Genomic DNA, 25,896 nt, shown 5'->3' with positions numbered 1-25,896 from the left:
TGCAACACCTGCAAAATAGCTGAATTCTCCTAAGTTTAGAGCACCCCATATGTGGTATTTTACTGCATCTCTGAAAAATATCAGTTTTCCACTGACTCCGGCATCGGACCCAAAGCGCTTTGGAAAAGACAAAGGTCTCACTGGATTTTCCTGAAGTTTATGGTCTACATTTCTCACAAGCATGCGGGAGAAAAAGGGGCTATAAACGCGGCGCATAGCAAGTTTGAGCCATTGAATAATTATGAATCTTAAGACGTTAGCCAATCATCTCGGTCTTTCACAAACCACTGTCAGCAGAGCCCTCAACGGGTATTCTGATGTGTCGCTCGCCACCCGAAACCGGGTCGCTGAAGCCGCGAAGACCTATGGCTATCGTCCCAATGTCAACGCGCGCCGTCTGGCAACAGGCCGCTCCAGCGTCATCGGCATCGCTTCCCAACTGACATGAACATGTTCCTCGATCCACACTTCATCGAGTTTCTGACAGGTCTTTCGGAAAAGGCATCCGAGCTGGACTATGACATCATGATCTCCTCCTCTCAGAGCGAGGAAGTGGACGTCTACCGCCGCTTTGCAGAAAAAGGCACCGTCGATCTGGTGATCCTGTCCAACGTGGATCTCAGCGAAGAGCGTATCCGTCTACTGCAAGACCTCAACATGCCATTCATCGTGCATGGCCGAACCGCCACTTGCGACAGCTATTCCTACATCGACATCGACAACTATGGCGTCTTCCATGAGCCAGCAAAGATGCTGCTGGAGATGGGCCACGATAAGATCGCAATCCTCAACGGTCATCCAAACCGCGTCTACGCCATTGACCGCTTCAACGGCTGGCAGGATGCGCTTAAGGAACGAGGCGTTACGCCGAACCCGGATTACGTGCGCGCTGGCGCCATGTCTGAGGAGAATGGCTACACCTTCGCCATGGAGATCCTGCAGCTGGAAGATCGCCCAACCGCCCTGCTCTGCTCAAGCGTGGTCATGGCAAAAGGCGCCTATAGAGCTTGTAATGAACTTGGCATCAAAATCGGCTCAGAAGTCTCCATTGTTGCCCACGATGATAATGTACCACTTGCACAAGCAGCGGATATGGACCCGCCATTGACGGTCACCCGCTCACCGCTGCGCGATGCAGGTCGCGAGATCGCCATCATGGCGATGAACTACCTCAAAGGCGCAGACATCAAAGAGCTGCAATGCCTCTGGCACCCTGAACTGATTTTCCGCAAATCTGTAGGCGCTCCGCCACGCACGAACGGCTGACCTAGGGAATTTACTCAATTCCTTGAGTGGGATCATTGCCATACAACTTGAGTTTGAGGCTATAGTGTAATGTAGCTGCACATTCAGGTTGGGGCCCCTATGCCAACGCCAGTATTCATCGCTGAAAACACCACCAAAACCTATGTCACTAACGAGGTTGAGGTGCACGCACTTCGCGGTGTCTCCATGACACTCTTTGAAGGCGAAATGGTTGTGCTGCTCGGACCATCCGGCTCCGGCAAATCCACCTTCCTGAACATTCTCGGCGGACTGGACAATGCCACTTCAGGCACGGTCTCCTTCATGGGCAAGAACCTCACCGATTTCAGCGAAAGCGAACTGACCCGCTACCGGCGTGACTACGTTGGCTTCGTCTTTCAGTTCTACAACCTCATTCCCAGCCTCAACGCGTGGGAAAACGTGGCGCTGACAACAGAGATCGCCAAGAACCCCATGGACCCGCAGGAGGCGTTGGAACTGGTCGGCCTAGGCAAACGCTCCTCCCACTTCCCAGCAGAAATGTCCGGCGGTGAACAGCAGCGTGTTGCCATCGCCCGTGCCATCGCCAAGCGTCCCGAAGTCCTGCTCTGTGATGAGCCGACCGGCGCACTCGACACCAAAACCGGCACATTGGTGCTGGAAGCCTTGCAACGCATCAACAAAGAGCTGGGCACCACAACAGCCATCATCACGCACAACACAGCCATCCAGCAAATGGCAAACCGCGTCTACGTCTTCAAAGACGGCGCCATTGAGAGCACGCACGAAAACGAGACACCCAAGCAGCCCTCGGAGGTTGCATGGTAGCTCTGCCCGTCCTTGACCGGAAAGTCATCCGCGACTTGAAACGCCTGTGGGCGCAAGTGCTCGCGATTGCTTTGGTCATGGCCTGCGGAGTGATGACGCTGATCCTCGCACAAGGCGCCTACCGTTCTCTCAGCGAAACGCAGAAAACCTATTACGATCAATACCGCTTCGGCCACATCTTCGCGCAGGCCGTCCGCGCACCTGATCACCTGAAAGACCGCATCGCCGCCATTGATGGTGTAGCAGCCGTCGAAATGCGCATCGTTCGCTCCGCCATTCTCGACATCCCGGAGATGGCGGAACCCGCTGCCGGTATCGCTCTTTCCCTGCCCTCCGGCAGAAAGCCAGCCGTCAACCGCCTCTATCTGAGAGCAGGCCGTCTGCCAGAAGGCTCCCGCACCAACGAGGTCGCCCTCGACTCGCGCTTTGCCAAAGCACACGGCCTCACCCCCGGAGACACGTTCAGCGCCACCCTGAACGGCAAAAAGCTCAACCTCGAAATCACCGGCATCATTCTCTCGCCTGAGTTCATCTACGCCCTCGGCCCGGGAGATCTGGTTCCCGATGACCGCCGTTTCGCCGTCTTCTTCATGGCCCAATCCGCCATGGAAGGCCTGTTCGACATGAAAAACGCAGCCAACGACATCTCCCTGAGGCTACTCAGAGGAGCCTGCACGCCCTGTGTGCTGGAGAAACTCGATCGCTTGCTGAAACCCTATGGCGGCACAGGCGCATACAAACGCAAAGACCAGCAATCCCACGCGTTTCTGGATGCGGAACTCACCCAGCTTTCCGCCATGGCGAAGGTGCTCCCTCCCATATTCCTGTTGGTCTCCGCTTTTCTGGTCAACATGATCCTGTCTCGCCTGATCGCTCTGGAGCGCGAGCAGATCGGCCTGCTGAAAGCCTGCGGATACTCTTCATGGTCCGTTGCCGGTCACTACGCCAAACTGGTTTCCATCGTTGCGTTCCTAGGCGTTGGCATCGGTTCCATTGCAGGCAACTACATGGGCCGCCTGATGACGCAGATGTATGCGCAGTACTTCTCGTTCCCCTTCCTCGTCTTCGATGAAAGCCCGGATCTGTACCTTATCGCAGCCGTCATCTCACTGGCCGCAGCTCTGGGTGGCGCGTTCTCCTCCATCATGAAAGCCGCCCGCCTGCCACCCGCTGTGGCTATGCGCCCACCGGCTCCACCACGGTTCCGCAGCTTCCTCTCGCTCAAATCCAGACGTGTACGCATCCTGTCTCAGCTCAGCACCATGGGTCTGCGCCATCTCATGCACAATCCAGTGCGCAGCTTGCTCACCAGCCTTGGCGTCTCCTTCTCATTGGCCTTGCTCGTTTCTGCATTATTCCTAACCAATTCCATGGATCACATGATCAACGTGGCCTTCAACAAAGCAGAAACCGCAGATGCCCGCCTGACACTCGCCGACGACAAAGCCCCCAGCGTGCTCGATGACATCCTGCGCCTGCCCGGTGTGCTCACCGCAGAAGCCTACAGACAAGAACCCGTCATCCTACGCTTTGGTCCCAAAGAGAAGCGCGTCGCCATCACAGGTCGCCCAACCAACGCCAACCTCTCCCGCATTCTGGACCTTGATGAACGTGCCATCCAGATGCCCCGCACGGGCCTGATGCTGCCAACCCATCTCGCCAATCAGCTGGGCGTAAAGCCGGGGGAGATGGTCACTGTAGAGCTCACCAAGCACAACTCCGTTGAACGCCAGGTTCGCGTGTCCGGCACCGTCACCAGCTACATGGGCATCTCCGCCTCCATGCACATCGACGCGCTGAACGCCCTCGTCCCAACAGGCCCGCGCATCTCTGATTTGGCCATCAACATCGACCGCACACGGCTGGATGACCTTTACGACGCCGTGAAGGAAACGCCGGGCCTTGGTGGCATCGCCATGCAGATGCTCTCACGCGAGAAATTCCGCGAGCTCATGGACCAGAGCTTCACATCAATGCTGGTGGCCTACATCACCATCGCCGTCATCGTGGCCTTTGGCGTGGTCTACAACGCCGCCCGCATCCAGTTGTCAGAGCGAGGTCGCGAACTGGCCAGTCTGCGTGTTATTGGCTTCTCCAAGCAGGAAGTCTTCCATGTCATTCTGGTGGAAATGGCGATGATCGTCCTTCTGGCACAGCCCATGGGCTGGCTCATCGGCTACGGCATGGCAGCGGGCATGATACAGGCTTCGCCAGCGATCTCTTCCGCGTGCCGCTTGTGGTGCTGCCAAGCACCTACGCCATCGCCAGCTTTGTCATTCTCACAGCTGCACTGGCCTGTGCGCTTATCGTGCGCCGCCGTGTGGGCAAACTTGATCTCATCAAAACCTTAAAAACGAGGGAATAGGAATGAACGGTAAATACGTCAAACGAGGCGCTTACATCGCTATCGCTCTGGTCGTTCTCCTCCTCTTCGGCTGGGCCTTGCAGGAAAAGCCAATCTCCGTTGAAACCGCCAAGGTCACGCGCGGCGACCTGGTCGTTACCGTGGAAGAAGACGGCAAAACCCGCGTTAAGGAGATCTACAAAATCTCCGCCCCAATCGCCGGAAGAGTAGATCGTTCTCTGCTGGAGGTTGGCGATAAGGTATCCCGCGGCGAAACCACAGTTGCCACCATCAACCCGCTCACCACCCCGTTCATGAACGCCCGCACCAAGGCAGAAGCACTGGCCGGTGTTGAAACCGCCAAAGCCGCGATCACACTGGCAGAAGCCCAGCTCGCCTCCGCCAAGGCAGAGCACAAATTGGCCAAGTCAGAGCTCATCCGTGCACAGCGCCTCAACCGCTCCAAAACCATCTCTGATGCACAGCTGGAGCGCGTGGAAATTGACGTCACTCTGAAAGCCGCCAAAGTCCAAAGCGCAGAAGCTCAGATCGCCCAACGCAACAGCGATCTTGCAAGCGCCAAAGCCCGTCTGATTGAGCCGCACATCGCTCAGGATCCTGAACGTTCAGAGGAACTGGCCGTGCGCATGATCTCCCCGATCAATGGTGTCGTCCTCAATCTGGCCGTCGAAAGTGAGCAAACCATCCAGTCTGGTGCCCTGCTGATGGAGCTGGGCGATCCTGCAGATATCGAGGTGGTTGTCGACCTGCTCTCAACGGAAGCAGTAAAAATCGCTGAAGGAGCAAAGGCGACGCTGGTCGATTGGGGCGGCAACACCCTGAAGGCAACTGTCCGCCGCATTGACCCGGCTGGTTTCACCAAGGTCTCAGCCCTCGGCATTGAAGAACAGCGCGTCAACGCTATTCTTGATCTGGACACCCCAGCTCTGGAACTCGGCCACGGCTTCCACCTGCGCGCCGCCATCGAAACCTGGCACGGCCAAAACGTCCTGCGCATTCCCATGACAGCGCTCTTCCGGGAAGGCAATGACTGGGCCACCTTCAAAGTCGTCGACGGCAAAGCCCACCTCCAACTCCTCACAATCGGCGCCTTCAATCAGGACATGGCCGAAGTCCGCTCTGGCCTGAGCCAGAACGACACTGTGATCCAGTTCCCCGGAGACACAGTTTCTCATGGCACTGCAGTCGTAGCGGAGTAAAGATGACCGAACAGACGGATTGCTCTTTTTGCAAAATAGCCCAGAAGCACTATCGCGTTTATGAGGTCTATCGCGATGACAAGATCATGGCCTTTCTCGACAATGGCCCAATACGTCCCGGTCATATTCAGATCATCCCGCTGGAGCATTACGACTACTTTGATGATCTGCCCCTCGAACTTGCGACCAACATCATGGAACTTGGCCAACGCCTAGCCAAAGCACTCAAGCAAATCACGGGAGTAGAAAGAGTAGCGTTCCTCTTCACCGGCGGAGACATCCCCCACGCCCACGCACATCTGGTCCCGATGTTTGAGAAAACCGACATCACCTCCCGCCGCTACATCCTCAATGAGGACCTTACTTTTCAGGATAGACCCCATCCACCCCGCGACGAGCAGCTGGCGATACTCAAAAAAATCAAGGAAGCAATGAGCGCTGAATACCTCTGATAAGTCACTGTTTAGTTGAAGATATTTTCGACAAACTTATAGATCAGATGACAACACTGGACACAATCTCTTCAACTCAGGAACTTCAGCAAGGTAGGCATTAACAAACTTCTTCAAGGCCACAAAGAACTCCTCAGGCAAAATCTGAACATCTCTATTATGTTCAGCATTAAACCAAGGAGAACGCAGTGCCAGCATTCCATCTTTGGGTATCGTTTGAAGAATAACTTCCTCTTCGTAATCCATCGACGAGTATCGAAAAGGGAGCAATCCGTCTTTATCCGCTTTCCTCAACCAAGCCTCAGCATAGATAGCGAACTCACCTAGCAAGACATTAGCTTCATTAAAAACGATCTTATTTTCAAAGAAGATCGTCAGATGCCCTTCTGCTGTAATCAATGCACTAAGATCTGCATTTCGATCGTTAGAAGTTTCACGCTCAAATTCAAATCGGAGAGTAGTCAAGAAAGACCTCTGTTTGCGTCAGATGTGACCTAGGAAGAAACCAGTTCGGTTTAAATATTTTTATTCACTAGCGATTGCTGCCTTCTCCGCCGCCTCTTTCTCCCGTCGTGCCAGTTCCAGCTTCCACCAGCGATTGCGCAGGGTGACGCGGTTTTCGCGGTAGCGTTCTTCCAGCACTTCCATGTAGGTTACTCGGTCTGTCCGGAAGGCCCGGAAGTCCTTGCGCAGTTCACACCACGCCACGATCATCCGGGACTGCGCAAAAAACGTTAGGCTCAGCGGCCAGATGAGTCGCTCACTCATCTCACCCTGCGCATCTTCATAAGTAAGCCGCAGCTTGTGCTGCCCGCGAATAGCCTGCCGCACATCCTTCAACTCAATACGCGCTGTGGGAATAGGCTCTACCCCAAAATCTGGAGCGTACAGCGGCGCTTCAATAAACTCATCCCGTGCTTCGGGAGAAAGCACTGCCGCTATCTTGGCAATCACATCACTGGCCGTGCGGATAAGCTGCTCATCCCCACGCACCTGCACATGGCGCAGACCCATCATCACCGCTTCCAGCTCATCACTGTTGAACATCAGCGGCGGCAGATCGTAGCTTCATCCAATACATAGCCGACACCCGCCTCCCCGCGGATCGGCACTCCGGTTGATTGCAGGCTGACGATATCGCGATAGAGCGTGCGCACAGAAACCTCCAGTTCCTCTGCCATCACATCTCCAGTCACCGGCCCCCGATGACGCCGCAGCAGCTGCACGATCTGCAGCAACCGATCTGCCCTGCGCATGAAATCCTCCAGAAACTTGTCAGAAGCCAAACACTCCTGACACCATGCTGTCAGGAGCACCTTGCTACCAATCTCCCAGCAAACACAAGCGGAGAAAGCAAATGCTCACACATCACAAATTCAGCGCCAAACTCGACGGCGTCAGTGCAAGCCCATTTTGCCTGAAGGTCGACATCCTGCTCGCCATGGCAAGCCTGTCCTATGACGTTCTGGAAGGTCCAGCAGCACTGCAAACCGCGCCAAAAGGCAAGCTGCCAGTTATGAAAGATCAAGAGGAACTGATTGCCGATTCTGAGTTCATCAGACGGCATTTGGTGATCAACTATAACGCTGATTTCTCAGGTGGTTATTCTGAGGCAGAACTGGCTGTCGCCCACGCTTTCATGCGCATGGCAGAGCATTCCCTTTACTTCGTAACCGTCTGCACCCGCTGGCTGCCAGATGAAAACTTCGCTGTTATCGAAGATCAGTTCTTCGGCATCCTACCACCGGAAATGCGCAGCTCACTTGCAAACGAGTCCCGCAAAAGCGTCATCACCAAAGTCAACAACCACGGTTACGGCCAGCACACATGGGAAGAGCGTCTCGCACTGGGCCGTGCAGATCTGCAGGCCATCTCCACCCAGCTAGGCGACAAGCCATACCTGCTCGGCGATCGCCCCTGCTTTGCTGATGCCGCGGTTGGTGCCCAGATCCTCTGTGCTCTCTCCAATCTACCATTCTCCGGCTGGAGAAAAACCGTCGAGCAGTTCCCCAACCTTGTCGCCTACGCCAACCGCATCAAAGATGCCTACCCGGAGAAGGCAACCGAAGCCGCATAAACAAAACACCCCGCCGGATTGGTGCATCCGGCGGGGTTTGTCACTGAGCCTGCTTCAGATAGGCAATCACGTCTTCAGCATTTTTCGCCGGATCGCTCACCGGATACATGATATGCTCAACCACCCCATCTTTAAGGATCATGGTCAGCCGTTTAAGCAGAACCATGCCACCCGCTTCAAAGGTCGGCAGGTCCAATGCCTTGGTCAGGGTCAGACCTTCATCCGAAAGAAGCGCAAACGGCAGATGCAAACGCTCAGCCGCTTCTCTTTGAAACGCAGTTGATTGAGTGGAAAGCCCAAACACTGCCTGAGCACCAGCATCCCTCAACTCACTGAAGTGATCACGAAACACACAGGATTGAGGTGTACATCCACGCGCGCCCGGTATCAGATCCCACCCTTCAATCGGTCCCTCATCAGGAGGGCTTGTTCTCGGATAAGCATAGATAACAGTAATGCCGGGCAACGCCGAAACATCCACTATCTCACCACTCGTCGCCCGCAACGCCAACCCAGGAAGGGTCATCCCAAGCAAACTCATCGTGTCACTCTCAGTCACTCAAACCATTCCTCACAACCACCCCGCCGAACCCACTCACCCGGCAGGGCTATTCTCAACAATCAATCATCCGCACTAAGCTCTTGCATCACCAACTGTTGGTTCTTGCGGGCAAGCATCTGCCGCACGATAACCGGCAACATCAACACCCCGCCAATCGCCATGGTTTGTATGCCCGGAGCCACGAAGAACATAGCTGCGAAAGCTGTCCAGTACCGCTCCAGTTTGTTCAGCCCGGCCAGCATGTAGCCGGAGAACGCAACACCCAGCAGACCAATGCCAACCATAGCACCGGAAAGGGTGATCAGGAAGTCGTACCAGGTGAACTCAGGCGTCACCAACAGCAAGGCTGGTGAGTAGACAAACACAAACGGCACCAAGGCCTTCGCAATACCAAGCCGGAAAGCCGTGTTACCGGTCTTGAACGGGTTCGCCCCCGCAATGCCAGCCCCTGCATACGCCGCCAGCGCCACAGGTGGCGTCACATCTGCCAGCACACCGTAATAGAACACGAAGAAGTGCGCCACGAGCGGCTGAACGCCCAGCAGACCAAGAGCCGGAGCAGCAATGGAAACCAGAATGATGTAGGTCGCCGTTGTCGGAATGCCCGCCCCCATGATGATACAGGCAATGGCCGTAAACAGAAGCGTGAAGAACAGCGTCAGAGCATTCTGCGTTACGTATTCTGCAAGCATACCGGAAGCAATAAAGCCACCCAGATCAGACGCCGCCTGCGTCACCACAAACGACAGCCGGAACCCCGTCCCCGTCAGCGTCACCACGCCAACGATGATACCCACCGCCGCCGCAGCAGCCCCTACAGCCAGCGAGTACTTGGCACCTGTTGCCAGAGACACAACCAGATCCTTAAGGCCCATCCGGTTATGCGGGTTCAGGAAGCCAACAACCACACAGGCCGTGATGCCCCAAACCGCAGCAAAGTCCGGCGTTTTGCCGGAGACAATCAAATAGACCAGAATGCCCAGCGGAATAACGGAGAGCCAATGCTGCTTCATCACCACCAGCGCTTTCGGCAGCTCATCTGCAGAAAGACCGCGCAGCCCAAGCCGCTTCGCTTCCAGATGCACCATCACGAAGATACCGAAATAGTGCAGCAGTGCCGGGAACATGGCCGCCAGCAAAACCTCACGATACGGGATCTCCAGAAACTCCACCATAATGAAGGCAGCCGCCCCATGATCGGCGGCGTAATCTGTCCACCCGTTGATGCGGTCGCCTCAACAGCCCCAGCAAAGTGCGGCGGATATCCAACCTTCTTCATCGCCGGAATAGTCAGAGAGCCCGTGGTCACCGTGTTCGCAATGGAACTGCCAGAGATCGTGCCCAGCATGGCAGAGGAGAAGATCGCAACCTTGGCTGGCCCGCCTGCATAACGTCCCGCAATCACCGAGGCCAGATCGATAAACAGCTGCCCAAGGCCAATGCGCGTCGCCAAAACCCCAAACAAAACAAACAGAAACACATACTTGGCCACCACCCCAATGGCGATGCCGTAGATGCCCTGGTTCGTCATGTAAAGGTGATTGATCAGGCCCGTCCAGCTCGCACCCGGATGCTTCAAAGCCCCCGGCGCAAACATGCCAAACACGGCATAACCGATAAAGATCAGCGCAATCAGCGGCAGCGTTGGCCCAACGGATCGGCGCGCAGCTTCCAGCACCAGAACCAGCAGTACCGTGCCCATGAACACATCAATCAGCGCAGGCGCACCTACACGGGAGGCAACCGCCTCAGCTGGCAACAACGGCAAATACATTGCCGCTGCCACGGCCATCACCGCCAGCACAACATCCCACAGATGCACACCGCTTGGGCGCCACCAGGCAGACGGCGCAGGTTGGCTGCTCGTGCTCTTGATGAAACTGAAAAGAACAAACACCAGCCCCAGCACAAACGAGAGGTGAATGCCGCGATGGACAAGCTCCCGAATAAGCCCGAAGCCGGACGCATAATAATGGTAGAGCGACATGGCAACGAGTGCCGCTGTTATAACAACAGCCAGCACTGGCCCTGCCGCTCTGAAGGTAAGGTCTGGATCGTACTTACGCTCCAGATCCTCAAGGGTTTGATCTGTCGTATTGTGAGACATCAGCCCTGCGTTTCGTTTAGATTGAAAACAGCAGCGCCCGGCAGAGGTCTACCGGGCACCACAAAATTCTCAAAGAAGGTCTCGGCTTACTTCAGCAAACCAGCTTCTTTGTAGAAACGCTCAGCACCCGGATGCAGCGGCACGCCAAGGCCGTCCATTGCAGTTTCCATGGTGATGGTTTTGCCCTTCGCATGGCCAACATCCAGCAGCTTGCGGGTCTTGTCGTTCCAAAGCGCCTTGGTGATGTTGTAGATCAGCTCATCATCTTCCTTCGCACTGGTGATCCACTGCGCCCCAACAGTCAAAGTGGTTGTGGCATCAACACCTTGATAAGCACCAGCCGGAATGTCGGAGCTTGCAAAGAAGCCGTACTTCTCAACCAGACCTTCTGCTTCAGGACCGGTGATTGGAACAATCTTGATGTCTTCCGCAGACGCCAGTTCAACAACCGCACCGGTTGGGAAACCAGCCACCACGAAGAACGCATCAACCTTGCCGTTACGCAGAGCTTCCGCAGCCGCAGATCCCTTCAGCGCTTCAGCTGTGATGTCAGAAGTAGAAAGACCATAGGCAGCGAGGATCAGGTTCGCATCAGTGTATGTGCCTGAACCCGGCTCATCCAAAGACACGCGCTTGCCCTTGAGGTCAGCAACAGAGTTGATGCCGCTGTCAGCTTTTGCAACAAGGTGGATGTGCTCAGGGAACAACGCCGCGATGGAACGCAGATCCTTCATAGGCTCCTTGCCTTCCATGGTGCCAGTCCCGGAAAACGCCCAGTACGCCACATCAGACTGCGCGAAACCGGAGTTACGCAGACCGGAGTTGATCGCGTTCACGTTATCAACGGAACCGCGGGAAGAAACAGCAGAAGCAATCAGACCCGGCACACCGCAGGAGCCACCAGCATCACAGGCACGGGAACCCGGAGGATTGGAGATCGCATTGGCGATCATACCGCCAACCGGATAGTAGGTGTAAGCCGTACCACCGGTGCCGATAGTGAAGAACTTGAGATCCTGCGCCAGAGCCTGACCAGAAAACAGCGCCGCGCTGCCAACAATGGCTGCAGCCGTCGCCAGTTTGGTAATGGAAGAAAGAAGCGTCATAAGCCCCCCGGAAAAATAAAAGAGAAGCAGGAAGCTCTACAACACGCACGCGCCATAAAATCGTCTGCCCCAAACACTAAGAAAAGCCGGTGCAGTCACTGAAAAAAGCTAAGCGGACGCGCGGCTGGTGTGATGAAGTGAACAAGAAATATTCACGCGTATTAGAAGACACTCTTCAACCAGAGATCGCAAGCGAAATACGAGATTTTTCGTAGGCAAGCGCAAGAAAATATAATTCTAAGTCATTCCAGACGCGCCTGACGCACAATTATGTCAGACAAGCCCGCTTTTCAGAACAAAAGCTACAAAACGCATTCATGAGCGAAATTCCGCAAGAAATGCGAAGCATGAAGAAATTCAGTTGAGTACAGTCCTGAAACAACATTTTTCACCGTGCACATTGTCTCCGCTATAGACCGGATAGGTGCACATATGATTCATTGGGCTCCGCTGCAATGAAGGAGTGGTTTTATGAGGGTAAGCGGCAAAAAGATGCTTCTCTTTATCGTTATTCTGGTTGGCTTGCTGTTCGCCGGTGGCGGCGCCTTTGTCTGGTGGATGATGCAACAGCCGATGTTCAAACTCGGCACCGTTGCCCAGCGCACAGACCTGACACCTGTCGGCATTTTTGATGATTTCTGGGAAGTCTCACCGGGCGTGAAGCTCAAGCACTTCTCAACCGGCGAAGGTCGCAACATCCTCTTCGTACATGGTGGCCCTGGCATTCCAACAATGGAGAGTGCACCGGGCTTTGATCTGCTCTCAGATGAATACCGCGTCAACTACTACGACCAGCGCGGCGTAGGCCGCTCCACACGCCCCTTCGACCGTTTCCCGGCAGAAGACAGTTCATGGACAAAGATCCAGCTGCTGGAAAACACCCTCGGCATCAGCCAGCAACTGGCGGATATCGAACGCATCCGCAAACTGCTGGGCGATGACAAGCTCATCCTCATGGGACACTCTTACGGCGCCCTGCTCGCATCGCTTTATGCCGCAGAGTTTCCGGAGAACGTCGACAAGCTGATCCTGCTCAACCCGGCAGACCTGCTCGTCTTCCCATCTGGCAACAAAGGCCTGTTCGAGAATGTCCGCGAACGCCTGCCAGAGCGCGACCACAAAGCCTACGATAAATGGCAGCGTCGCTATCTCGACCTCATGCAAATCTTCAAGGAAGATGAAGCCAGCCTCCAACAGCTGGATGCAGACTTCCTGCCGTTCTTCATCAAGGCAACTGGCGACACCATCGAAGGCGCTCCGCCAGTCTCACCGGATCTTTTCGGCAGTTGGTACACCCGCGCCCAGTTCTTCGGCCTTGGCAAACGCCATGACTGGAGCGCGCACATGGGCAACATCACCGCTGACACGCTGATCATCCACGGCAGCAAGGACTTCCAGCCCCTCGCCGTCTCAGAGCTTTACGAACAAGCCATCCCGAACGCACAGCTGGTAGAAATCGAAGAAGCCGCCCACTTCCCGCACTTCAACAACGCCAAAGCGCTGGAACAACAACTGCGTCCGTTCCTGAACAAGTAACCACCACACGATGCATGCTCCCGGTCGAACCGGGAGTGTGCTGCATTCCATTCAGCACAGCGTGCATCAAAGCAGCTCCTGCATACCGCTGCACCTCTCAAGCACCACGCTTTAATCTTCCGCTTCAATCAACTTGTGGCTGTCTTCAGCTGTCAGATCGAGCCCATAGGCTTCGCGCATGCTGGCGATGAAGGCCAGTGTATCCGGGCCAAACGGTGCCTTGCCTTCAAAGCTGTGCAACACGATGCCCTCAAGCAGATCCCCCAGACCCATCTCATGATGAGCGGCCACGGCTTTCAGCACCTTCAGCACTCGCTTTTCTAGCCGCACGCCGGTCTGCACCCGTTCAATCTTACGTCGTGTCATAGCTGCCTTTCACGCATTGGATGGTTTACGTCACAAACGAATCTGGTAACATGGTACCAAGTTACCAATTTCATATCTTGGCGGTTCTCCCATGTCAAACAACATCAAAGGGGTCCTTTGGGGCCTTCTTTCTGCTGCGCTGTTCACGCTCGTGTCGGCCCTCGCCAAGATCGCGGTTATTGAGTATCACGTGCTGCAAATCCTGTTTGTCAGGCAATGCTTTGTATTCGCTTCTGCCTTGCCAGTACTGCTCAAAACCTTCCCCCACGGGTTCAAAACGCAGCACCCACTGCCCCATGCTTTGCGGTTAGGCGGTGCTTTTGTTGCGCTCTCCACCGGCATCTGGGCCGTTGCCCTGCTGCCTCTCACCACCGCAACCACGCTCGCCTTTGCCAAGGTCTTCTTTGTCGCTCTCCTCGCCTCCCTGTTTCTGGGGGAAGCCACCACAAAAACCCGCGTACTCGGCATCGCCCTCGGTTTCCTTGGTGTGCTGATCGTTATCCGCCCGGGCTTTGATGGCCTTGCCAGCCTCTATGCTCTTGTCCCCCTTGCTGGGGCGTTGGGCGCTGCCGTGGCTGTCGTCTGTGTCCGCAAACTCTCACAAACAGAAAGCACAGCCACATTGCTCGGCTATCAGGCCGTCTTTGTCGGCCTCATGGCGGGCCTACCCATGTTCTGGCTCTGGAAGACACCGGACCTCTTCGGCTTCGTCCTCCTCATCTCCATGGCTCTCATTGCCACGCTAGGCCAGTGGATCGGCATCAAAGCGCTCAGACTGGGCGAGGCCAGCCTTGTCAGCAGCACGGAGTACTTCTCCCTCATCTACGCCGCCCTGCTCGGACTTGTCCTCTTCTCAGAACTGCCAGATGCCTTCACCCTCATCGGAGCAGCCACCATCATCTTCTCTGCCCTCTACATGATGCAGAAAGAACATCGCCGGAAAGCAGCGCTCAAACCAACCTAACCCGGCAAGGCACGAGGGGAATAACTTTTGCTGGAAAGTAAGCGAAGGGGTTTTGGTGGTACCACAAGACCATCAGCCCCGAGCAACGCAGAAAAAACGCTAAGAACGCAAACGAACGCACAAAACAACGCAAAAGCGGATATCCCCTCTCTGGCCGCTGAGCTTCAAAGGTACGGCACCAGAATATCTGAGAGCACTGAACCCTTCGGATAGGCGAAGACGCTGCCGCGCTCATAAACGTAAGGCCCAACCTCAAGCCCAGCCTCAGCACAGATGAGCTGCCCTGCCAACACATCCCAACTGTTCACGCAGCCGTTGTAAGAGCCGTCCACCTGCCCCGTTGCTGCCTGACACAGCGCCCAGGCTGCAGAACCGCAAATCCGGATCTGATGCTGCTCAGCCACCAACTGATTGACCTTATTGAGGAAATCGAGGTTATTCTCTTGCTTGTAATTGAAGCACAGGTTCACCACCAGCTCATGATCACAGGCCTGCCGAGGCTGCAATTTCTTGCCATCCTCAAACGCTCCTATCCCCCGCGCGGCATAAATCGTTCGCCGGTGAAAAGGCGCATGAACAACACCAACAGCCGGTCCCTGCTCATCAACAAAAGCCATGGAAATACAAAAGTCTGGCCGGCCATAAAGGTAGTTGGTCGTGCCATCAATCGGGTCAATAACCCAGCAGGGAGGCTCTAGCGCTCCGCCGGTTTCTTCCCCTCTGAACCCATGATCCGGAAAGGCTTCTGACAGCGCCTGTTTGATGCGCCGCTCAACCTCACAGTCCGCTTCGCTCACGTAATCCAACAAACCCTTGCTGCCAATCTGCAGCTTGTCTCGATCATGAAACACCTCAAGAGCATAAGCACCAGCCTCCTCTGCAATCATTCGGGCTGTGGTGAGTATCTCTTGCTGCATGGTGAGCACTTTCGCTGGTTATGACCGTCTGGTGGTGCCCTTTCTGCGTATCTCCGAAAAGTGGGAACCGGTTTTCGGATTAAGATACGCAAAAACAAGGCCTAAAGCAGTTTTATCGCAAACTGCCTTTAGGTATTGAGCAGTTCATTCAAAAGAGCAACTTCGTATCAGGACTACCTTCAGCCTTAAACGCTAGCCTTTATCAGGAGTAGAAATGAGCTGGACTTAAACCTGATGAACCGAGAACTCCCCGTGCTCTACGCATGCCTCGCTCTGGCCGGAACCATCCCCTTCATCGCCGGAGCTATAGGTTTATCAGTAGGTTACTCGTTTCTACCGGTGGTTGGCGCAACGGTCATCGCGGTCAGTCTCTATGCCCTTGTTATCCTCTCCTTCATGGCCGGTAGCCAATGGGGCATGTTCTTCATCGCCCCTCACCCAAGACGCGCCTGGCTGCTGCTATGGAGCAACTTTGTCGCACTTTCCGGCTGGTGCCTGTTCCTGTTTACCGCCCCGATCATCTTCATTCTCGGACTTATCATCCTCTTCTCAGGCATGCTGTTTGTTGATTTCTATCTTCAGAACCTGGAAATCACATCGCGAAATTACCTCGGCGTACGCATCACAGCCACCATCATCACGCTGATAGCCCTGGGCGTGATCGCTCTCAACGTCTGAGACTTATTCCCCTCAGCCTGCTCAAAGCCATACGTTCAACGAAAAATGCCAGCAAGGTCTCCCTCACTGGCATCTTCAAATCTAACTGTCTGGCAACGCTTACATATTAATGGAGCGCCACAGCATGGTAGACCGGTTCCCACTCCGGCAATACGCCAGAACAGGTCTTGGTGCTTCCGCAAGAAAATCGATCAGCTCCTGACCAGCCTCTGCAAAATCTGTCCCCGGTCCAATCGGGATGTAAATGTGCTCCAGCCCCTGTTCTTCAGCAGCACCAGAAACCTCCAGATAAGTCGGCTGGTTCGGCGCTTCATCATCTGGACGGTTACAGACGATAGACCGGAAACCCTGCTCACGCGCCTTCTCCATGTCCTCCGGATAGAGCTGCCCGGCAACCCAGTAATCCTCGGCAAGTTGACGCGCACGCAGCTGGCCATCGCCGCCGCCTGAAATTTTCTGAAGTAGACTAGAGAACATTAACTGGCACTTTCAAGTAGGTTTGACCGGTTTCGTTTTCCGCCTCAGGCAAACGACCGGCCCGCATATTCACCTGAATGCTCGGCACAATCAGGTTAGGCATATCAAGCGTTGCATCCCGAGCTTCGCGCATTTCGACGAACTTTTCACGACTAGTACTATTACCTACATGAATGTTCTCGTTTTTCTCAGCTGCAACAGTTGTTTCAAACAAGATATCGCGCCCGTTTGCGCCATAGTCGTGGCACATAAACAAACGCATTTCATCCGGCAAACTCAACACCTTATGGATGGAGTCATACAGCACGGAAGCGTCCCCACCCGGGAAGTCAGCGCGTGCAGTACCGCTGTCCGGCATGAACAAGGTATCCCCCACAAACGCCGCATCACCAATCACATGCACCATGCACGCTGGCGTATGGCCCGGCGTATGCATCGCAAAGCACTTCAGATTCCCGATCTGATAGGTATCCCCGTCCTGAAACAGCTTGTCGAACTGGCTGCCATCACGGGCGAACTCGGTACCGGCATTAAACACCTTGCCAAACACGCCCTGAACAACTGTCACCTGTTCACCGATGCCGATCTTGCCGCCCAGCTTCTCCTGAATATACGGCGCAGCAGACAGGTGATCCGCATGCACATGGGTTTCAAGCAGCCATTCCAGCTTCAGGCCATTAGAGCGGATGTACTCAATGATTTCATCGGCATGCTCAAAGCTGATGCGGCCAGCGGGATAGTCGATATCCATCACACTGTCGACAACTGCACATGCCTTTGTTTCCGGATCTGTCACCACATAGGTGATCGTATTAGACACCGGATCAAAGAAGTCCTTGATCTCCACCTTCTGGTCCATCTGCACAGGATAGCTGCTCATAACCTTCTCCGCTTTAAATCTATGATTTATCTAAGAAATGCATGACAGGTCAGGCCTGCTTGAGGCCTCTTCGCATCGAGAGATTGGCAATGAACTTCGCAAAGAGCATCCCTCCCGTCATACATAAAACAAACACGATCGCCTGAGGCGACAACAACGAAACTGAAACCAGTGCAGGCCCCGGACACAAACCGATTAATCCCCATCCCGCACCAAACGTGGCTGACCCGAAAATCAGCCGTTTGTCGATCTGCTGAAACGTCGGGATCCGGAAATCATCGGCCACAAACGGGCGCGGCAGAAAGCGCGCCATACGGAAGAACGGAGCCGCCACCAGAATGGCACCGCCCATCACAAAGGCGAGACTTGGGTCCCAGTTTCCAAACACATCAAGGAAGTTTTGCACCTTCAAAGGGTTGCTCATTCCCGCAATAACCAGACCAGCCCCAAAGGTCAGTCCGGCGAATAATCCAGCGATAATCCGTTGCATGTTATCCTCCCACCACGTGGCGAAGAACGAACACAACGGCAATGCCGACAGACATGAAGGTGATCGTCGCAGCCAGTGAGCGAACAGACAGGCGCGACAATCCGCAAACCCCATGTCCACTCGTGCATCCGCTACCGAACACCGAGCCAAAGCCCACAAGAGCCCCTGCAATCGCAATCAGCGTCAGGTCTCCTGTAAACACCTGCTCAATCTCAAAACCAGCTGCCATAAGCAGCAAAGGCGCAAGAACAATCCCGACAACAAACGACAGCTGCCAGCCCTTCTCACCATGCACCCAGGCCGACTTGCCATTGGCAAGCGTACCCGGCTCAAACAAGCGGCTGTAAATACCGCTAATCCCTGCGATACGCCCATTGGCGAGCAACAGGATGACCGTAGACAAGCCGATTAAAACGCCTCCGGCTAACGAGGCATATGGGGTAAACTCAGTCATGTTTTATACTCGTGCTTTCCCCTGCAGAGGAAAGTTCGGTTGATGGAGAATTTGACCGAAGGGTGCGCAACACCACGATCAAAAATAATATATTTTTCTAATTTAGCTATTACTAATATATAAGCCGAATTCTGAGTGTCAAGTCGCTACCAACAGCAATTATGCCAATCACCTAATACTCATCGCCAGTTGCGCAGAGTGATCCCCTCCCGTAGGCTTGCCGTATACGTAAAGAAACGACCCTGGATCGCTGTTGGGAGATGACGTGGGGATCCTGTCGTTTCACTTGGAAATACAAAGGGATGGATATGATTGACGAAGACCTGAAGGGTGAACTTGAGCTTTTTCGCGATAATGTAAAGCGGTTCATCGAAGCAGAGATTCTCCCGCACTACGACGAATGGGAGAAGGCAGATATCTTCCCGCGTGACATCTGGAACAAGATGGGTGAGCAGGGCCTGCTCTCCGTAGACACCCCGGAAGAATACGGCGGGTTCGGCACCAACTTCTTGTTCTCCATGGTCATCATTGAAGAATTCACCCGTGCCAACTGCTCCGGTCTGGGCGTGTCCCTGAGCGTGCACTCAGACATTGTTGCCCCTTATATCCTCAATCACGGCAGCGAAGAGCAGAAGAAAAAGTACCTGCCGAAAATGGTCAGCGGCGAATGCGTCGGCGCCATCGCAATGACCGAACCAGCAGCCGGTTCTGACCTTCAGGGCATCCGCACCATCGCCCGCAAAGATGGCGATGACTACATCATCAACGGCAGCAAAATCTTCATCACCAACGGCCAGCATGCAGATGTTGTGATCGTTGTAGCCCGCACAAATCTGGACGTCTCCGGCTCCAAGGGAACCAGCCTTTTCCTCGTCGATGCAGACAACCCAGGCTTCAAGCGCGGTCAGAACCTGGACAAGATCGGTCTGCATTCTTCAGACACATCTGAGCTGTTCTTCGAGGACCTCCGCGTCCCGGCCAGCGCTTGCCTCGGCAAACTGGACACCGGCTTCCACATCATGATGAACGAACTGCCACGCGAACGACTTACTCTCGCAGTTGGCGCAGTTGCAGGCGCTGAAGGCGTGCTGGCAATGACCGCTGACTACGTCAAAGAACGTCAGGCATTCGGTCGCCCGGTCGCAACCCTCCAGAACACCCGCTTCAAAATGGCAGAGATGGCTACAGACGTCCGCGTTCACCGCGCGTTCGTTGATGAATGCTGTCGCCTGTTCCTGGAAGGCAAGCTCGATAACACCACCGTCAGCATGGCAAAACTCGGCACAACGGAAATGCAGGGCCGCGTCGTCGACGGCTGCCTCCAGCTCCATGGCGGTTACGGTTACATGAGAGAATACGGCGTTTCCCGCGCCTTCGTAGACGCCCGTGTTCAGCGCATCTACGGCGGTACTTCAGAGATCATGAAGGAACTGATCAGCCGCAAAGTGTTGGCTTAAATTTCTTTAAGGGGAGGCTCTAGAGCGCGTTCCATTTGATTGTGTTCAATCAAATGACAAGAATTCGCTCAAACAAAGATTCTAGAGCATGTAGAGTGAATGCGAATGAACGCAACATGCTCTAGTCTCCCCTATTTTCACTGCACCAGCTTGTTGCGCACGACCCGCAGCTCATCAAACTGCATGACACCATCTTCAGATGTCCAAAGATGCTGGCCTTCCCCTCTCAGGATGGTTCCCAACTCAGGGCTGTAAGCATACTTGGTGACGATATCCTCGCCCTCAGTGCCGACAGTTTCCAGCGTCACGTCAAGCACATCATATGCGCAGCTGCCAACCTGTAGTCTGCCCGGTTCGCCAACGGAAAACTTGTAGGCACATCTCTGCGCACAAGGTCTTCATTTTCAAACACATCGACAGATGCCGTCCAGGTCTTACCCACTTCCAGCGGAAAGAACTCGGAGAACGGCACATCAGGCACGTAGGTGCGATTGATATGGGAACCGCGTTCATAGGAGAGAAACAATCCCCGCTCATGAACATGGATCTGGTCGCGCACGACCACATACCGCTCGTTCAAATGCAGCTCTGTAATCTGCCCGTTATTATCAAGCCGAACAAACAGGCGTGCAGGAATACTGCTGTTGATCAGGACCATGCCGGTTTTCATCGTGTCAGCGGTTGGACACACTTGTGCAACAGCCGCGCCACCGAAGAGTACGCTGCCCAGAAGTCCCATAAATGTTTTGGTTATAACGCCGGATCTTTTCATCGATCTATCATGTAGATTTATTCTTCTATTTATGGTCGCCTATCTATCAGCATTCTGAAAAAATGGGATTGATATATGCGTTTTGCCCATTAGTCACTTTGAACTACGTATATCAACATAACACTTTGGTTAGTGCACTGATCTTGCTGTGCAATTACAGCTCTAGCAACTCAGCAATCCGCACAGCGTCGGTGTTGCGCTTTGACGCATGCAGCTTCAGGTTGGCAAGAATGGCACTGATCCGGATACCTCGATTGGCAATCCACTTGTTGCGATGTGACGGGTGCGGAATGCTGCGATGATGCAGCGCCACTGGCAGCCATTGGTCATTCAGCACCGGCGCACCTGACGATCCCGGCAACGTATCGCTGGTATACGTGATGAACTGCTCATGTGCGCTCAGGATGCTGCTGTTACGAAGTGAAAGGCTCTTTAGCCCACCGTTGGATGGTGAATGATTGAAACCGGCTCACCCTTCACCGCCTTACCCGACTGAGGCAGCAGCCTCAGGAACCCAAAGTCCGCCAGAGCCACTTTCCCCTCATTATCCCCCTCAACAGAGACAAAGCTAAAGTCCAGCTGATTGCTGGGGCTGGTGAAGAACAACTCGTCTGTAATTGAGAACTCCGCCGTTCGGTCCAACGAGAAATCCTCGTTCATCTCATAGCGAAAAATGGCTTTTGCCAAAGCAGCAGAGTTTCGGGAACGGATCACATGGTTATTGGTCAACAACAGGTTCGGGCCAACAAGAAAGCCAGATCCCGCCCCTGCCGGGATACGCCCTCCCCGATAAAGTTGAACCTTGCAAACCGCCCGCGCTGCTGCAACACCTCTGCTCAGGTAGTTGATCGGGAAGATATCGGAAACACCCATAATGCGCTCAAACGCGGTGTTATCCCCCTCCGGGATCAGAGTTCTGCGCACCTGCAAACGTTCTGGCTCATCCCAGACATCGCCCTCCCGGCTCTCCTCACCACGCCCACAATCACATCCACCAGTTCGCGCTTTCGCCATCTCAGAGCTCCAAGTCACAAAGACCACTTATTCCCTAAGAAGACCCGCTTTACGCCGACCTGTGAGATTTGGGAGTTCATTTACCAAAACCACAGGTAGATCCTGACAGTTTGGCCAATGTCATTCCCTGTCACTCGAAAAAATTTTAGCTTTACCTCTTGAACAATCATAAATTGCAATTACATTAGAAATACATTTGTAATGCAAAGGTGCAACATGCCATCCAGATCCATTTCGCTAAGCGTGCGATTAACGCAAGAGGAGTCGGAGCGCTTGGCCCGGTTGAACTTTCCGGACGCCAAAACGCCAAGCGACAAAATCAGAGCTCTCATAGCTGCCCCGGAAAGCAGCTTCGCATCCTTGGGGGATGGCACCCACACCTTCGCAGCGCGGAAACTGGTGAAACCAGCAAGTGACATGCTGGACCAGAGCGACCGTCAGTCAGACGTACTACGACTGCTGACAGATCGTCTTCCACTTCTTCTTGGAGAACTGGCCGGCAAAGCTGGTGATACGGATCTGAAAGAAGCAGAAGCCGCCATTACGGAAGACTTTTTTGAGCTCATTGAACTGGTACTTCAGGCAGGTTTGAGACGTAACCCACGCCTTCAAAACCCTGAGCTTTTCAAAGAGCTTGTCGATGACATGCGCAGCTCCACCGACCTTTTGCGCACCCGTTTGAACTCGAAGTAATCAGCGTATCTCCGAAAAGTGGAACCCGGTTTTCGGAGAAAGATACGCCATAGAATTGGAGGATTTTATGTCTGAATCTCTTTTATCTCGCGTAGGTCGTCTGGTCTCCGGAACTGCAAACTCGATCGTTGATGCTGTCGAAAGCACAGCACCAGACTTGGTGATGAAACAGGCCATTCGTGAACTCGACAGTGCTGTTGAGGATGTCCGCGACGCCCTTGGCAAAACCGCGGTCAAAAAACACGTCGCAAGCCAGCGCCTCGCTGAAACCAACAAGTCTCACGAGGAACTCTCCGAGAAAATTGCCATTGCCCTGCGTGCTGGAGAGAAAGATCTGGCACGTGCAGCAGTCGCCCGCCAGATGGATCTGGAAGCCCAGATTCCGGTGCTGGAAAAGACTATCGCGGACGCTGGCGACGAAGAGCTGGAGCTCAACAACTCCATCCTCGCACTTCAGGGCCGTAAACGCGAAATGTCAGACCAATTAGATGCTTACATTGCGCAGAAAAATGCGGCAGCATCACAAAGCACAACCACAGATGGTGGATCCGATCGCAAACTAAACAGCGCCGTCGACAACGCCAACTCTGCTTTCGAACGGGCCATGAAGGCAGCAACCGGCGTTCCGGGCGTAGCAAACTCTGGTTCAATGGCAGACGATGCCAAACTGGCAAAACTAGACCAAATGGCACGCGATCACCGTGTAGAAGAACGCCTCGCAGCCTTGGAAGCTGAACTGGAATAACAGCAACAAAAACCACTATGTTCATTGGGGGATGAATTGGCAGAACTTATTTTTTCGGGTGAGACTTATCTCTTCACACTCGCCATCTTCGTGATGCTTGCTCTAGCGCTGCTCGAAGTTGTCGGCATGATCTTCGGACTGTCTTTATCAGGTCTTGTAGATGACGCTCTGCCAGATCTGGAGGTCGACGCTGATCTCGATATAGATGCAGACATCGACGCCGATGTCTCAGTTGATGCCGCAGGCCTTGGCCCTATCGAAGGGTTCCTGGCTTGGCTGGCAGTGGGCAAGGTTCCGTTCATTGTTCTGCTGATCATCCTACTCACCAGCTTCGGCATCACAGGTATTCTTGTTCAATATGCTGCCGCATCTATCGCGGGTGCAACACTACCATTCTGGATGGCGCTGATCCCGACAGGCATTGTCAGCTTCTGGTTCACAGCAAAAACCAGTCACGCCATTGGTCGCGTCATGCCCAAGGAAGAGACGGACGCCCGCTCCAGAGACGCCTTGATTGGCGAAGTTGCAGTCCTGACACTTGGCAATGCGACCAAGGCACTGCAGGCAGAAGCCCGCGTCACGGACAGCTTCGGCACACGCCATTATGTGCAGGTCATTCCAGACCAGCCAGACACAACATTAATGCAGGGAGACGAAGTCTTGCTTGTCGGCTTGAAAGATTCCCTTTTCACAGCAATTCCTAACCCACACGCAAATTTATCACCTCGCCAAGACACGCTTACAAACTAATCTCTCAGTTTGAGGTCAAATATGTTTTCAGATACTCAAAACGCGGTCGTAGCTACGTCTACCAGCTTTATGGAGCTGCTCGTACTCGCCGGTGTTATCCTCGTCGCACTTCTCGCAATTGGTATTGTCTTTTCACGCCTTTATACCCGCTCCTCAAAAGAGGTTGCCTTCGTACGGACTGGTTTTGGCGGCCAGAAAGTCATCATGAACGGCGGCGCAATCGTCCTGCCGGTGCTCCATGATATCATTAACGTCAACATGAACACCTTGCGTCTGGAAGTCCGCCGTGCTGATGAAGCAGCCCTCATCACCCGCGACCGCATGCGCGTCGACGTGGTGGCGGAGTTCTACCTGCGTGTTCAGCCAACCATCGAGTCCATCGCAAATGCTGCTCAGACCCTCGGTGTGCGGACAATGCACCCGGAAGACCTGAAGCATCTTATTGAAGGTAAGTTCGTTGATGCCCTGCGTGCTGTGGCTGCAGAAATGGCAATGGAAGAACTCCACGAGCAACGTGTCTCCTTCGTGCAGAAAGTTCAGGCAGCTGTTTCCGAAGATCTGCTGAAAAACGGTCTGGAGTTGGAGTCCGTTTCCCTGACCGGTCTCGACCAGACCCGCATGGAATACTTCAACCCGAACAACGCGTTCGATGCGGAAGGTTTGACCAAGCTCACACAGGAAATCGAAGAGCGCCGCAGAAAGCGGAACGACATCGAGCAGGACACCGAAGTTCAGATCCAGCGCAAAAACCTGGACGCCGAACAGCAGAAGCTCGATATCTCCCGCGAGGAAGAATATGCCCGTCTGGAACAGCAGCGCGATCTTGAAATCCGCCGCGCCAAACAGCAGGCTCTGATCGCCACCGAACAGGCAGAACGTCGCCGCGATGCCGAACAGGCAGAGATCACATCCAATCTGGAGATCAAGCAGGCATCTATCGCTTCTGAACGTCAGGTGAAAGAGCAGGAAATCCTCAAGGATCGCTCTTTGGAAGAAACCCGCATTGAGAAGGAAAAGGTCATTGAACTGACTCAGCAGGACCGCTCCATCGCGGTCTCTGAGAAGTCCAAGGCACTCTCAACAGCGGACGCTGCAGCAAACGAAGCCCGTGCTGTTGCAATTAAGGCAGAAGAACAGGTCGTCACCGCTCGCGAAATCGAAGTGGCAGAACGTCAGAAGCAGGTTGAGTTGGTCGTTGCAGCTCAGGAAGCGGAACGTGCTGCAATCTCCGTCACCGTTGGTGCGGAAGCTGAAAAACAGGCAGCAGAAGACCACGCTGAAGCTGTTCGTCTGAAAGCAAGCGGTAACGCGGATCAGATCCGTATCGCGGCAAACGCGGAAGCTGATGCTGTGACCACTCGCGCGGAAGCAGACAAGCTCCGCCTCGCAGTGGAAGCAGAAGGTAAGCGCATCCTCAACGAAGCGGCAAACCTGCTGTCTCCTGAGCAGATCCAGATGCAGGTCAAACTGGCGCTGATCGAGGCTCTTCCGCAGGTTATCGGTGCAAGCGTGAAGCCAATGGAGAACATCGACGAGATCAAGATCCTCCAGGTCGATGGCTTAAACGGCGCAGCTCCTGTTGCAAATGGAGCACCGGCAGAAGGCGCTTCCGCAGGCCTCTCCGATCAGCTGGTCAACTCAGCTCTGAGATACCGATCTCAGGCTCCACTGGTCGACAGCCTTCTTGGAGAGCTCGGCATCTCCGGCGCAACGCCAAACGAGATTGCCAAATCGGTCGCGACCGAAGAAAAAGCCTAACCAC

At 54.4% G+C, this 25,896-nt stretch carries 30 protein-coding genes and 1 pseudogene; 15 read left to right on the top strand and 16 right to left on the bottom strand.

Annotated features, from left to right (window positions below; genetic code table 11):
- Positions 1-241: 241 nt before the first annotated feature.
- From JCM12308_RS30260 to JCM12308_RS17595, 6 genes are all read left to right on the top strand, one after another.
- Complete coding sequence (locus JCM12308_RS30260; RefSeq protein ID WP_208978689.1) at positions 242-448, top strand: LacI family DNA-binding transcriptional regulator; 207 nt, start codon at positions 242-244, stop codon at positions 446-448.
- 2 nt (positions 449-450) lie between these two features.
- Positions 451-1,266, top strand: coding sequence for a substrate-binding domain-containing protein (locus tag JCM12308_RS17615; protein WP_208978688.1), 816 nt, complete (start codon positions 451-453; stop codon positions 1,264-1,266).
- 99 nt (positions 1,267-1,365) lie between these two features.
- Entirely contained in the window at positions 1,366-2,073 is a 708-nt protein-coding gene (locus tag JCM12308_RS17610) for an ABC transporter ATP-binding protein (RefSeq protein WP_008552870.1), read from the top strand.
- Positions 2,067-4,424: an ABC transporter permease gene (locus tag JCM12308_RS17605; RefSeq protein ID WP_244271937.1), complete on the top strand. Its 2,358-nt coding sequence runs from the start codon at positions 2,067-2,069 to the stop codon at positions 4,422-4,424. The genes JCM12308_RS17610 and JCM12308_RS17605 overlap by 7 nt, the downstream gene beginning before the upstream one ends.
- Positions 4,425-4,440: 16 nt before the next feature.
- A complete protein-coding gene (locus JCM12308_RS17600) occupies positions 4,441-5,637 on the top strand; it encodes an efflux RND transporter periplasmic adaptor subunit (RefSeq protein WP_054784608.1) in 1,197 nt (398 codons plus the stop codon).
- 2 nt (positions 5,638-5,639) lie between these two features.
- Positions 5,640-6,089 carry an HIT family protein gene (locus tag JCM12308_RS17595; RefSeq protein WP_054784607.1) on the top strand — a complete coding sequence of 150 codons (450 nt, stop codon included), beginning with the start codon at positions 5,640-5,642 and terminating at the stop codon, positions 6,087-6,089.
- 36 nt (positions 6,090-6,125) lie between these two features.
- On the opposite strand, the gene JCM12308_RS17590 is transcribed toward JCM12308_RS17595, so the two are convergent.
- Genes JCM12308_RS17590 through JCM12308_RS30255 form a run of 3 tightly spaced genes read right to left on the bottom strand, consistent with a single transcriptional unit; the run spans position 6,126 to position 7,345 of the window.
- The gene (locus JCM12308_RS17590; protein ID WP_083416609.1) at positions 6,126-6,554 is read right to left on the bottom strand and encodes a DUF7878 domain-containing protein; all 429 of its coding nucleotides are present in this window, start codon (positions 6,552-6,554) and stop codon (positions 6,126-6,128) included.
- Between the two features lie 60 nt (positions 6,555-6,614).
- Complete coding sequence (locus JCM12308_RS17585; protein ID WP_208978687.1) at positions 6,615-7,136, bottom strand: helix-turn-helix transcriptional regulator; 522 nt, start codon at positions 7,134-7,136, stop codon at positions 6,615-6,617.
- A complete protein-coding gene (locus JCM12308_RS30255; protein WP_208978686.1) occupies positions 7,136-7,345 on the bottom strand; it encodes a helix-turn-helix domain-containing protein in 210 nt (69 codons plus the stop codon). Before JCM12308_RS30255 ends, JCM12308_RS17585 begins: the two co-directional genes overlap by 1 nt.
- 101 nt (positions 7,346-7,446) lie before the next feature.
- Between JCM12308_RS30255 and JCM12308_RS17580 the strand changes: the two genes are divergently transcribed.
- Positions 7,447-8,166, top strand: a complete 720-nt coding sequence (locus JCM12308_RS17580; RefSeq protein WP_054784605.1) for a glutathione S-transferase family protein — start codon at positions 7,447-7,449, stop codon at positions 8,164-8,166.
- A gap of 40 nt (positions 8,167-8,206) precedes the next feature.
- Here JCM12308_RS17580 and JCM12308_RS17575 read toward each other — a convergent pair whose 3' ends face one another.
- The 3 genes and pseudogenes from JCM12308_RS17575 to JCM12308_RS17565 all read right to left on the bottom strand — a co-directional run bounded on the left by JCM12308_RS17575 (position 8,207) and on the right by JCM12308_RS17565 (position 11,941).
- A complete protein-coding gene (locus JCM12308_RS17575) occupies positions 8,207-8,725 on the bottom strand; it encodes a peroxiredoxin (protein WP_054784604.1) in 519 nt (172 codons plus the stop codon).
- Positions 8,726-8,787: 62 nt separating this feature from the next.
- Positions 8,788-10,835: pseudogene (locus JCM12308_RS17570) on the bottom strand (TRAP transporter permease).
- Between the two features lie 86 nt (positions 10,836-10,921).
- On the bottom strand, positions 10,922-11,941 hold the full coding sequence (locus JCM12308_RS17565; RefSeq protein WP_008552841.1) for a TAXI family TRAP transporter solute-binding subunit: 1,020 nt from the start codon (positions 11,939-11,941) through the stop codon (positions 10,922-10,924).
- A 471-nt stretch (positions 11,942-12,412) separates the two neighbouring features.
- Here JCM12308_RS17565 and JCM12308_RS17560 point away from each other — a divergent pair, with 471 nt between their 5' ends.
- Positions 12,413-13,477 carry an alpha/beta fold hydrolase gene (locus JCM12308_RS17560; RefSeq protein ID WP_054784603.1) on the top strand — a complete coding sequence of 355 codons (1,065 nt, stop codon included), beginning with the start codon at positions 12,413-12,415 and terminating at the stop codon, positions 13,475-13,477.
- A gap of 111 nt (positions 13,478-13,588) precedes the next feature.
- Here the strand turns inward: JCM12308_RS17560 and JCM12308_RS17555 are convergent, their stop codons facing one another.
- A complete protein-coding gene (locus JCM12308_RS17555) occupies positions 13,589-13,843 on the bottom strand; it encodes a hypothetical protein (RefSeq protein ID WP_054784602.1) in 255 nt (84 codons plus the stop codon).
- Between the two features lie 91 nt (positions 13,844-13,934).
- On the opposite strand from JCM12308_RS17555, the gene JCM12308_RS17550 reads away from it, so the two are divergent.
- On the top strand, positions 13,935-14,807 hold the full coding sequence (locus tag JCM12308_RS17550; RefSeq protein ID WP_054784601.1) for a DMT family transporter: 873 nt from the start codon (positions 13,935-13,937) through the stop codon (positions 14,805-14,807).
- A gap of 164 nt (positions 14,808-14,971) precedes the next feature.
- Here JCM12308_RS17550 and JCM12308_RS17545 read toward each other — a convergent pair whose 3' ends face one another.
- Positions 14,972-15,724, bottom strand: coding sequence for an inositol monophosphatase family protein (locus tag JCM12308_RS17545; RefSeq protein ID WP_054784653.1), 753 nt, complete (start codon positions 15,722-15,724; stop codon positions 14,972-14,974).
- Positions 15,725-15,976: 252 nt separating this feature from the next.
- Here JCM12308_RS17545 and JCM12308_RS17540 point away from each other — a divergent pair, with 252 nt between their 5' ends.
- Positions 15,977-16,402 carry a DUF3429 domain-containing protein gene (locus JCM12308_RS17540; RefSeq protein ID WP_164845333.1) on the top strand — a complete coding sequence of 142 codons (426 nt, stop codon included), beginning with the start codon at positions 15,977-15,979 and terminating at the stop codon, positions 16,400-16,402.
- A 99-nt stretch (positions 16,403-16,501) separates the two neighbouring features.
- Here the strand turns inward: JCM12308_RS17540 and JCM12308_RS17535 are convergent, their stop codons facing one another.
- From JCM12308_RS17535 to JCM12308_RS17520, 4 genes are read right to left on the bottom strand one after another with little or no spacing between them, the layout of a single operon-like run.
- Positions 16,502-16,879, bottom strand: a complete 378-nt coding sequence (locus JCM12308_RS17535; protein WP_054784600.1) for a protein tyrosine phosphatase family protein — start codon at positions 16,877-16,879, stop codon at positions 16,502-16,504.
- On the bottom strand, positions 16,869-17,759 hold the full coding sequence (locus JCM12308_RS17530; RefSeq protein ID WP_083416606.1) for an MBL fold metallo-hydrolase: 891 nt from the start codon (positions 17,757-17,759) through the stop codon (positions 16,869-16,871). Before JCM12308_RS17530 ends, JCM12308_RS17535 begins: the two co-directional genes overlap by 11 nt.
- Before the next feature lie 49 nt (positions 17,760-17,808).
- Positions 17,809-18,249 (bottom strand): DUF6691 family protein, encoded by a 441-nt coding sequence (locus JCM12308_RS17525; RefSeq protein WP_054784599.1) that lies wholly within the window; start codon positions 18,247-18,249, stop codon positions 17,809-17,811.
- 1 nt (position 18,250) lies between these two features.
- The gene (locus JCM12308_RS17520) at positions 18,251-18,703 is read right to left on the bottom strand and encodes a YeeE/YedE family protein (protein ID WP_054784598.1); all 453 of its coding nucleotides are present in this window, start codon (positions 18,701-18,703) and stop codon (positions 18,251-18,253) included.
- Positions 18,704-19,005: 302 nt separating this feature from the next.
- Here JCM12308_RS17520 and JCM12308_RS17515 point away from each other — a divergent pair, with 302 nt between their 5' ends.
- A complete protein-coding gene (locus JCM12308_RS17515; protein ID WP_208608775.1) occupies positions 19,006-20,160 on the top strand; it encodes an acyl-CoA dehydrogenase family protein in 1,155 nt (384 codons plus the stop codon).
- A 137-nt stretch (positions 20,161-20,297) separates the two neighbouring features.
- Here the strand turns inward: JCM12308_RS17515 and JCM12308_RS30250 are convergent, their stop codons facing one another.
- From JCM12308_RS30250 to JCM12308_RS17505, 4 genes are all read right to left on the bottom strand, one after another.
- On the bottom strand, positions 20,298-20,468 hold the full coding sequence (locus JCM12308_RS30250; RefSeq protein WP_208978685.1) for a hypothetical protein: 171 nt from the start codon (positions 20,466-20,468) through the stop codon (positions 20,298-20,300).
- Complete coding sequence (locus JCM12308_RS17510) at positions 20,465-20,899, bottom strand: hypothetical protein (RefSeq protein WP_208978684.1); 435 nt, start codon at positions 20,897-20,899, stop codon at positions 20,465-20,467. Before JCM12308_RS17510 ends, JCM12308_RS30250 begins: the two co-directional genes overlap by 4 nt.
- Before the next feature lie 187 nt (positions 20,900-21,086).
- Positions 21,087-21,293, bottom strand: a complete 207-nt coding sequence (locus JCM12308_RS30245; RefSeq protein ID WP_208978683.1) for a trypsin-like serine peptidase — start codon at positions 21,291-21,293, stop codon at positions 21,087-21,089.
- A 71-nt stretch (positions 21,294-21,364) separates the two neighbouring features.
- The gene (locus JCM12308_RS17505) at positions 21,365-21,946 is read right to left on the bottom strand and encodes a trypsin-like serine peptidase (RefSeq protein WP_208978682.1); all 582 of its coding nucleotides are present in this window, start codon (positions 21,944-21,946) and stop codon (positions 21,365-21,367) included.
- 273 nt (positions 21,947-22,219) lie between these two features.
- On the opposite strand from JCM12308_RS17505, the gene JCM12308_RS17500 reads away from it, so the two are divergent.
- The 4 genes from JCM12308_RS17500 to JCM12308_RS17485 all read left to right on the top strand — a co-directional run bounded on the left by JCM12308_RS17500 (position 22,220) and on the right by JCM12308_RS17485 (position 25,892).
- Positions 22,220-22,639, top strand: a complete 420-nt coding sequence (locus tag JCM12308_RS17500) for a hypothetical protein (RefSeq protein WP_208608772.1) — start codon at positions 22,220-22,222, stop codon at positions 22,637-22,639.
- 67 nt (positions 22,640-22,706) lie between these two features.
- The gene (locus JCM12308_RS17495; RefSeq protein WP_014286867.1) at positions 22,707-23,384 is read left to right on the top strand and encodes a PspA/IM30 family protein; all 678 of its coding nucleotides are present in this window, start codon (positions 22,707-22,709) and stop codon (positions 23,382-23,384) included.
- Between the two features lie 36 nt (positions 23,385-23,420).
- Positions 23,421-24,134: an OB-fold-containig protein gene (locus JCM12308_RS17490; protein ID WP_054784597.1), complete on the top strand. Its 714-nt coding sequence runs from the start codon at positions 23,421-23,423 to the stop codon at positions 24,132-24,134.
- Positions 24,135-24,155: 21 nt separating this feature from the next.
- Positions 24,156-25,892 (top strand): flotillin family protein, encoded by a 1,737-nt coding sequence (locus JCM12308_RS17485; protein WP_054784596.1) that lies wholly within the window; start codon positions 24,156-24,158, stop codon positions 25,890-25,892.
- Positions 25,893-25,896 lie beyond the last annotated feature (4 nt).

Source organism: Pseudovibrio denitrificans JCM 12308, assembly GCF_001310815.1.
In the GTDB taxonomy this organism is placed as follows: domain Bacteria; phylum Pseudomonadota; class Alphaproteobacteria; order Rhizobiales; family Stappiaceae; genus Pseudovibrio; species Pseudovibrio denitrificans.
This window is presented reverse-complemented; position numbering and strand designations above follow the sequence as displayed.

Bases quoted from the DNA above. Each gene is read 5' to 3' on its own strand.
- JCM12308_RS30260 (WP_208978689.1), top strand. From the start codon at position 242: ATGAATCTTAAGACGTTAGCCAATCATCTCGGTCTTTCACAAACCACT.
- JCM12308_RS17615 (WP_208978688.1), top strand. From the start codon at position 451: ATGTTCCTCGATCCACACTTCATCGAGTTTCTGACAGGTCTTTCGGAA.
- JCM12308_RS17610 (WP_008552870.1), top strand. From the start codon at position 1,366: ATGCCAACGCCAGTATTCATCGCTGAAAACACCACCAAAACCTATGTC.
- JCM12308_RS17605 (WP_244271937.1), top strand. From the start codon at position 2,067: ATGGTAGCTCTGCCCGTCCTTGACCGGAAAGTCATCCGCGACTTGAAA.
- JCM12308_RS17600 (WP_054784608.1), top strand. From the start codon at position 4,441: ATGAACGGTAAATACGTCAAACGAGGCGCTTACATCGCTATCGCTCTG.
- JCM12308_RS17595 (WP_054784607.1), top strand. From the start codon at position 5,640: ATGACCGAACAGACGGATTGCTCTTTTTGCAAAATAGCCCAGAAGCAC.
- JCM12308_RS17585 (WP_208978687.1), bottom strand. From the start codon at position 7,136: ATGTTCAACAGTGATGAGCTGGAAGCGGTGATGATGGGTCTGCGCCAT.
- JCM12308_RS30255 (WP_208978686.1), bottom strand. From the start codon at position 7,345: ATGCGCAGGGCAGATCGGTTGCTGCAGATCGTGCAGCTGCTGCGGCGT.
- JCM12308_RS17580 (WP_054784605.1), top strand. From the start codon at position 7,447: ATGCTCACACATCACAAATTCAGCGCCAAACTCGACGGCGTCAGTGCA.
- JCM12308_RS17565 (WP_008552841.1), bottom strand. From the start codon at position 11,941: ATGACGCTTCTTTCTTCCATTACCAAACTGGCGACGGCTGCAGCCATT.
- JCM12308_RS17560 (WP_054784603.1), top strand. From the start codon at position 12,413: ATGAGGGTAAGCGGCAAAAAGATGCTTCTCTTTATCGTTATTCTGGTT.
- JCM12308_RS17555 (WP_054784602.1), bottom strand. From the start codon at position 13,843: ATGACACGACGTAAGATTGAACGGGTGCAGACCGGCGTGCGGCTAGAA.
- JCM12308_RS17550 (WP_054784601.1), top strand. From the start codon at position 13,935: ATGTCAAACAACATCAAAGGGGTCCTTTGGGGCCTTCTTTCTGCTGCG.
- JCM12308_RS17545 (WP_054784653.1), bottom strand. From the start codon at position 15,724: ATGCAGCAAGAGATACTCACCACAGCCCGAATGATTGCAGAGGAGGCT.
- JCM12308_RS17535 (WP_054784600.1), bottom strand. From the start codon at position 16,879: ATGTTCTCTAGTCTACTTCAGAAAATTTCAGGCGGCGGCGATGGCCAG.
- JCM12308_RS17530 (WP_083416606.1), bottom strand. From the start codon at position 17,759: ATGAGCAGCTATCCTGTGCAGATGGACCAGAAGGTGGAGATCAAGGAC.
- JCM12308_RS17525 (WP_054784599.1), bottom strand. From the start codon at position 18,249: ATGCAACGGATTATCGCTGGATTATTCGCCGGACTGACCTTTGGGGCT.
- JCM12308_RS17520 (WP_054784598.1), bottom strand. From the start codon at position 18,703: ATGACTGAGTTTACCCCATATGCCTCGTTAGCCGGAGGCGTTTTAATC.
- JCM12308_RS17515 (WP_208608775.1), top strand. From the start codon at position 19,006: ATGGATATGATTGACGAAGACCTGAAGGGTGAACTTGAGCTTTTTCGC.
- JCM12308_RS17510 (WP_208978684.1), bottom strand. From the start codon at position 20,899: ATGGGACTTCTGGGCAGCGTACTCTTCGGTGGCGCGGCTGTTGCACAA.
- JCM12308_RS17505 (WP_208978682.1), bottom strand. From the start codon at position 21,946: ATGGCGAAAGCGCGAACTGGTGGATGTGATTGTGGGCGTGGTGAGGAG.
- JCM12308_RS17495 (WP_014286867.1), top strand. From the start codon at position 22,707: ATGTCTGAATCTCTTTTATCTCGCGTAGGTCGTCTGGTCTCCGGAACT.
- JCM12308_RS17485 (WP_054784596.1), top strand. From the start codon at position 24,156: ATGTTTTCAGATACTCAAAACGCGGTCGTAGCTACGTCTACCAGCTTT.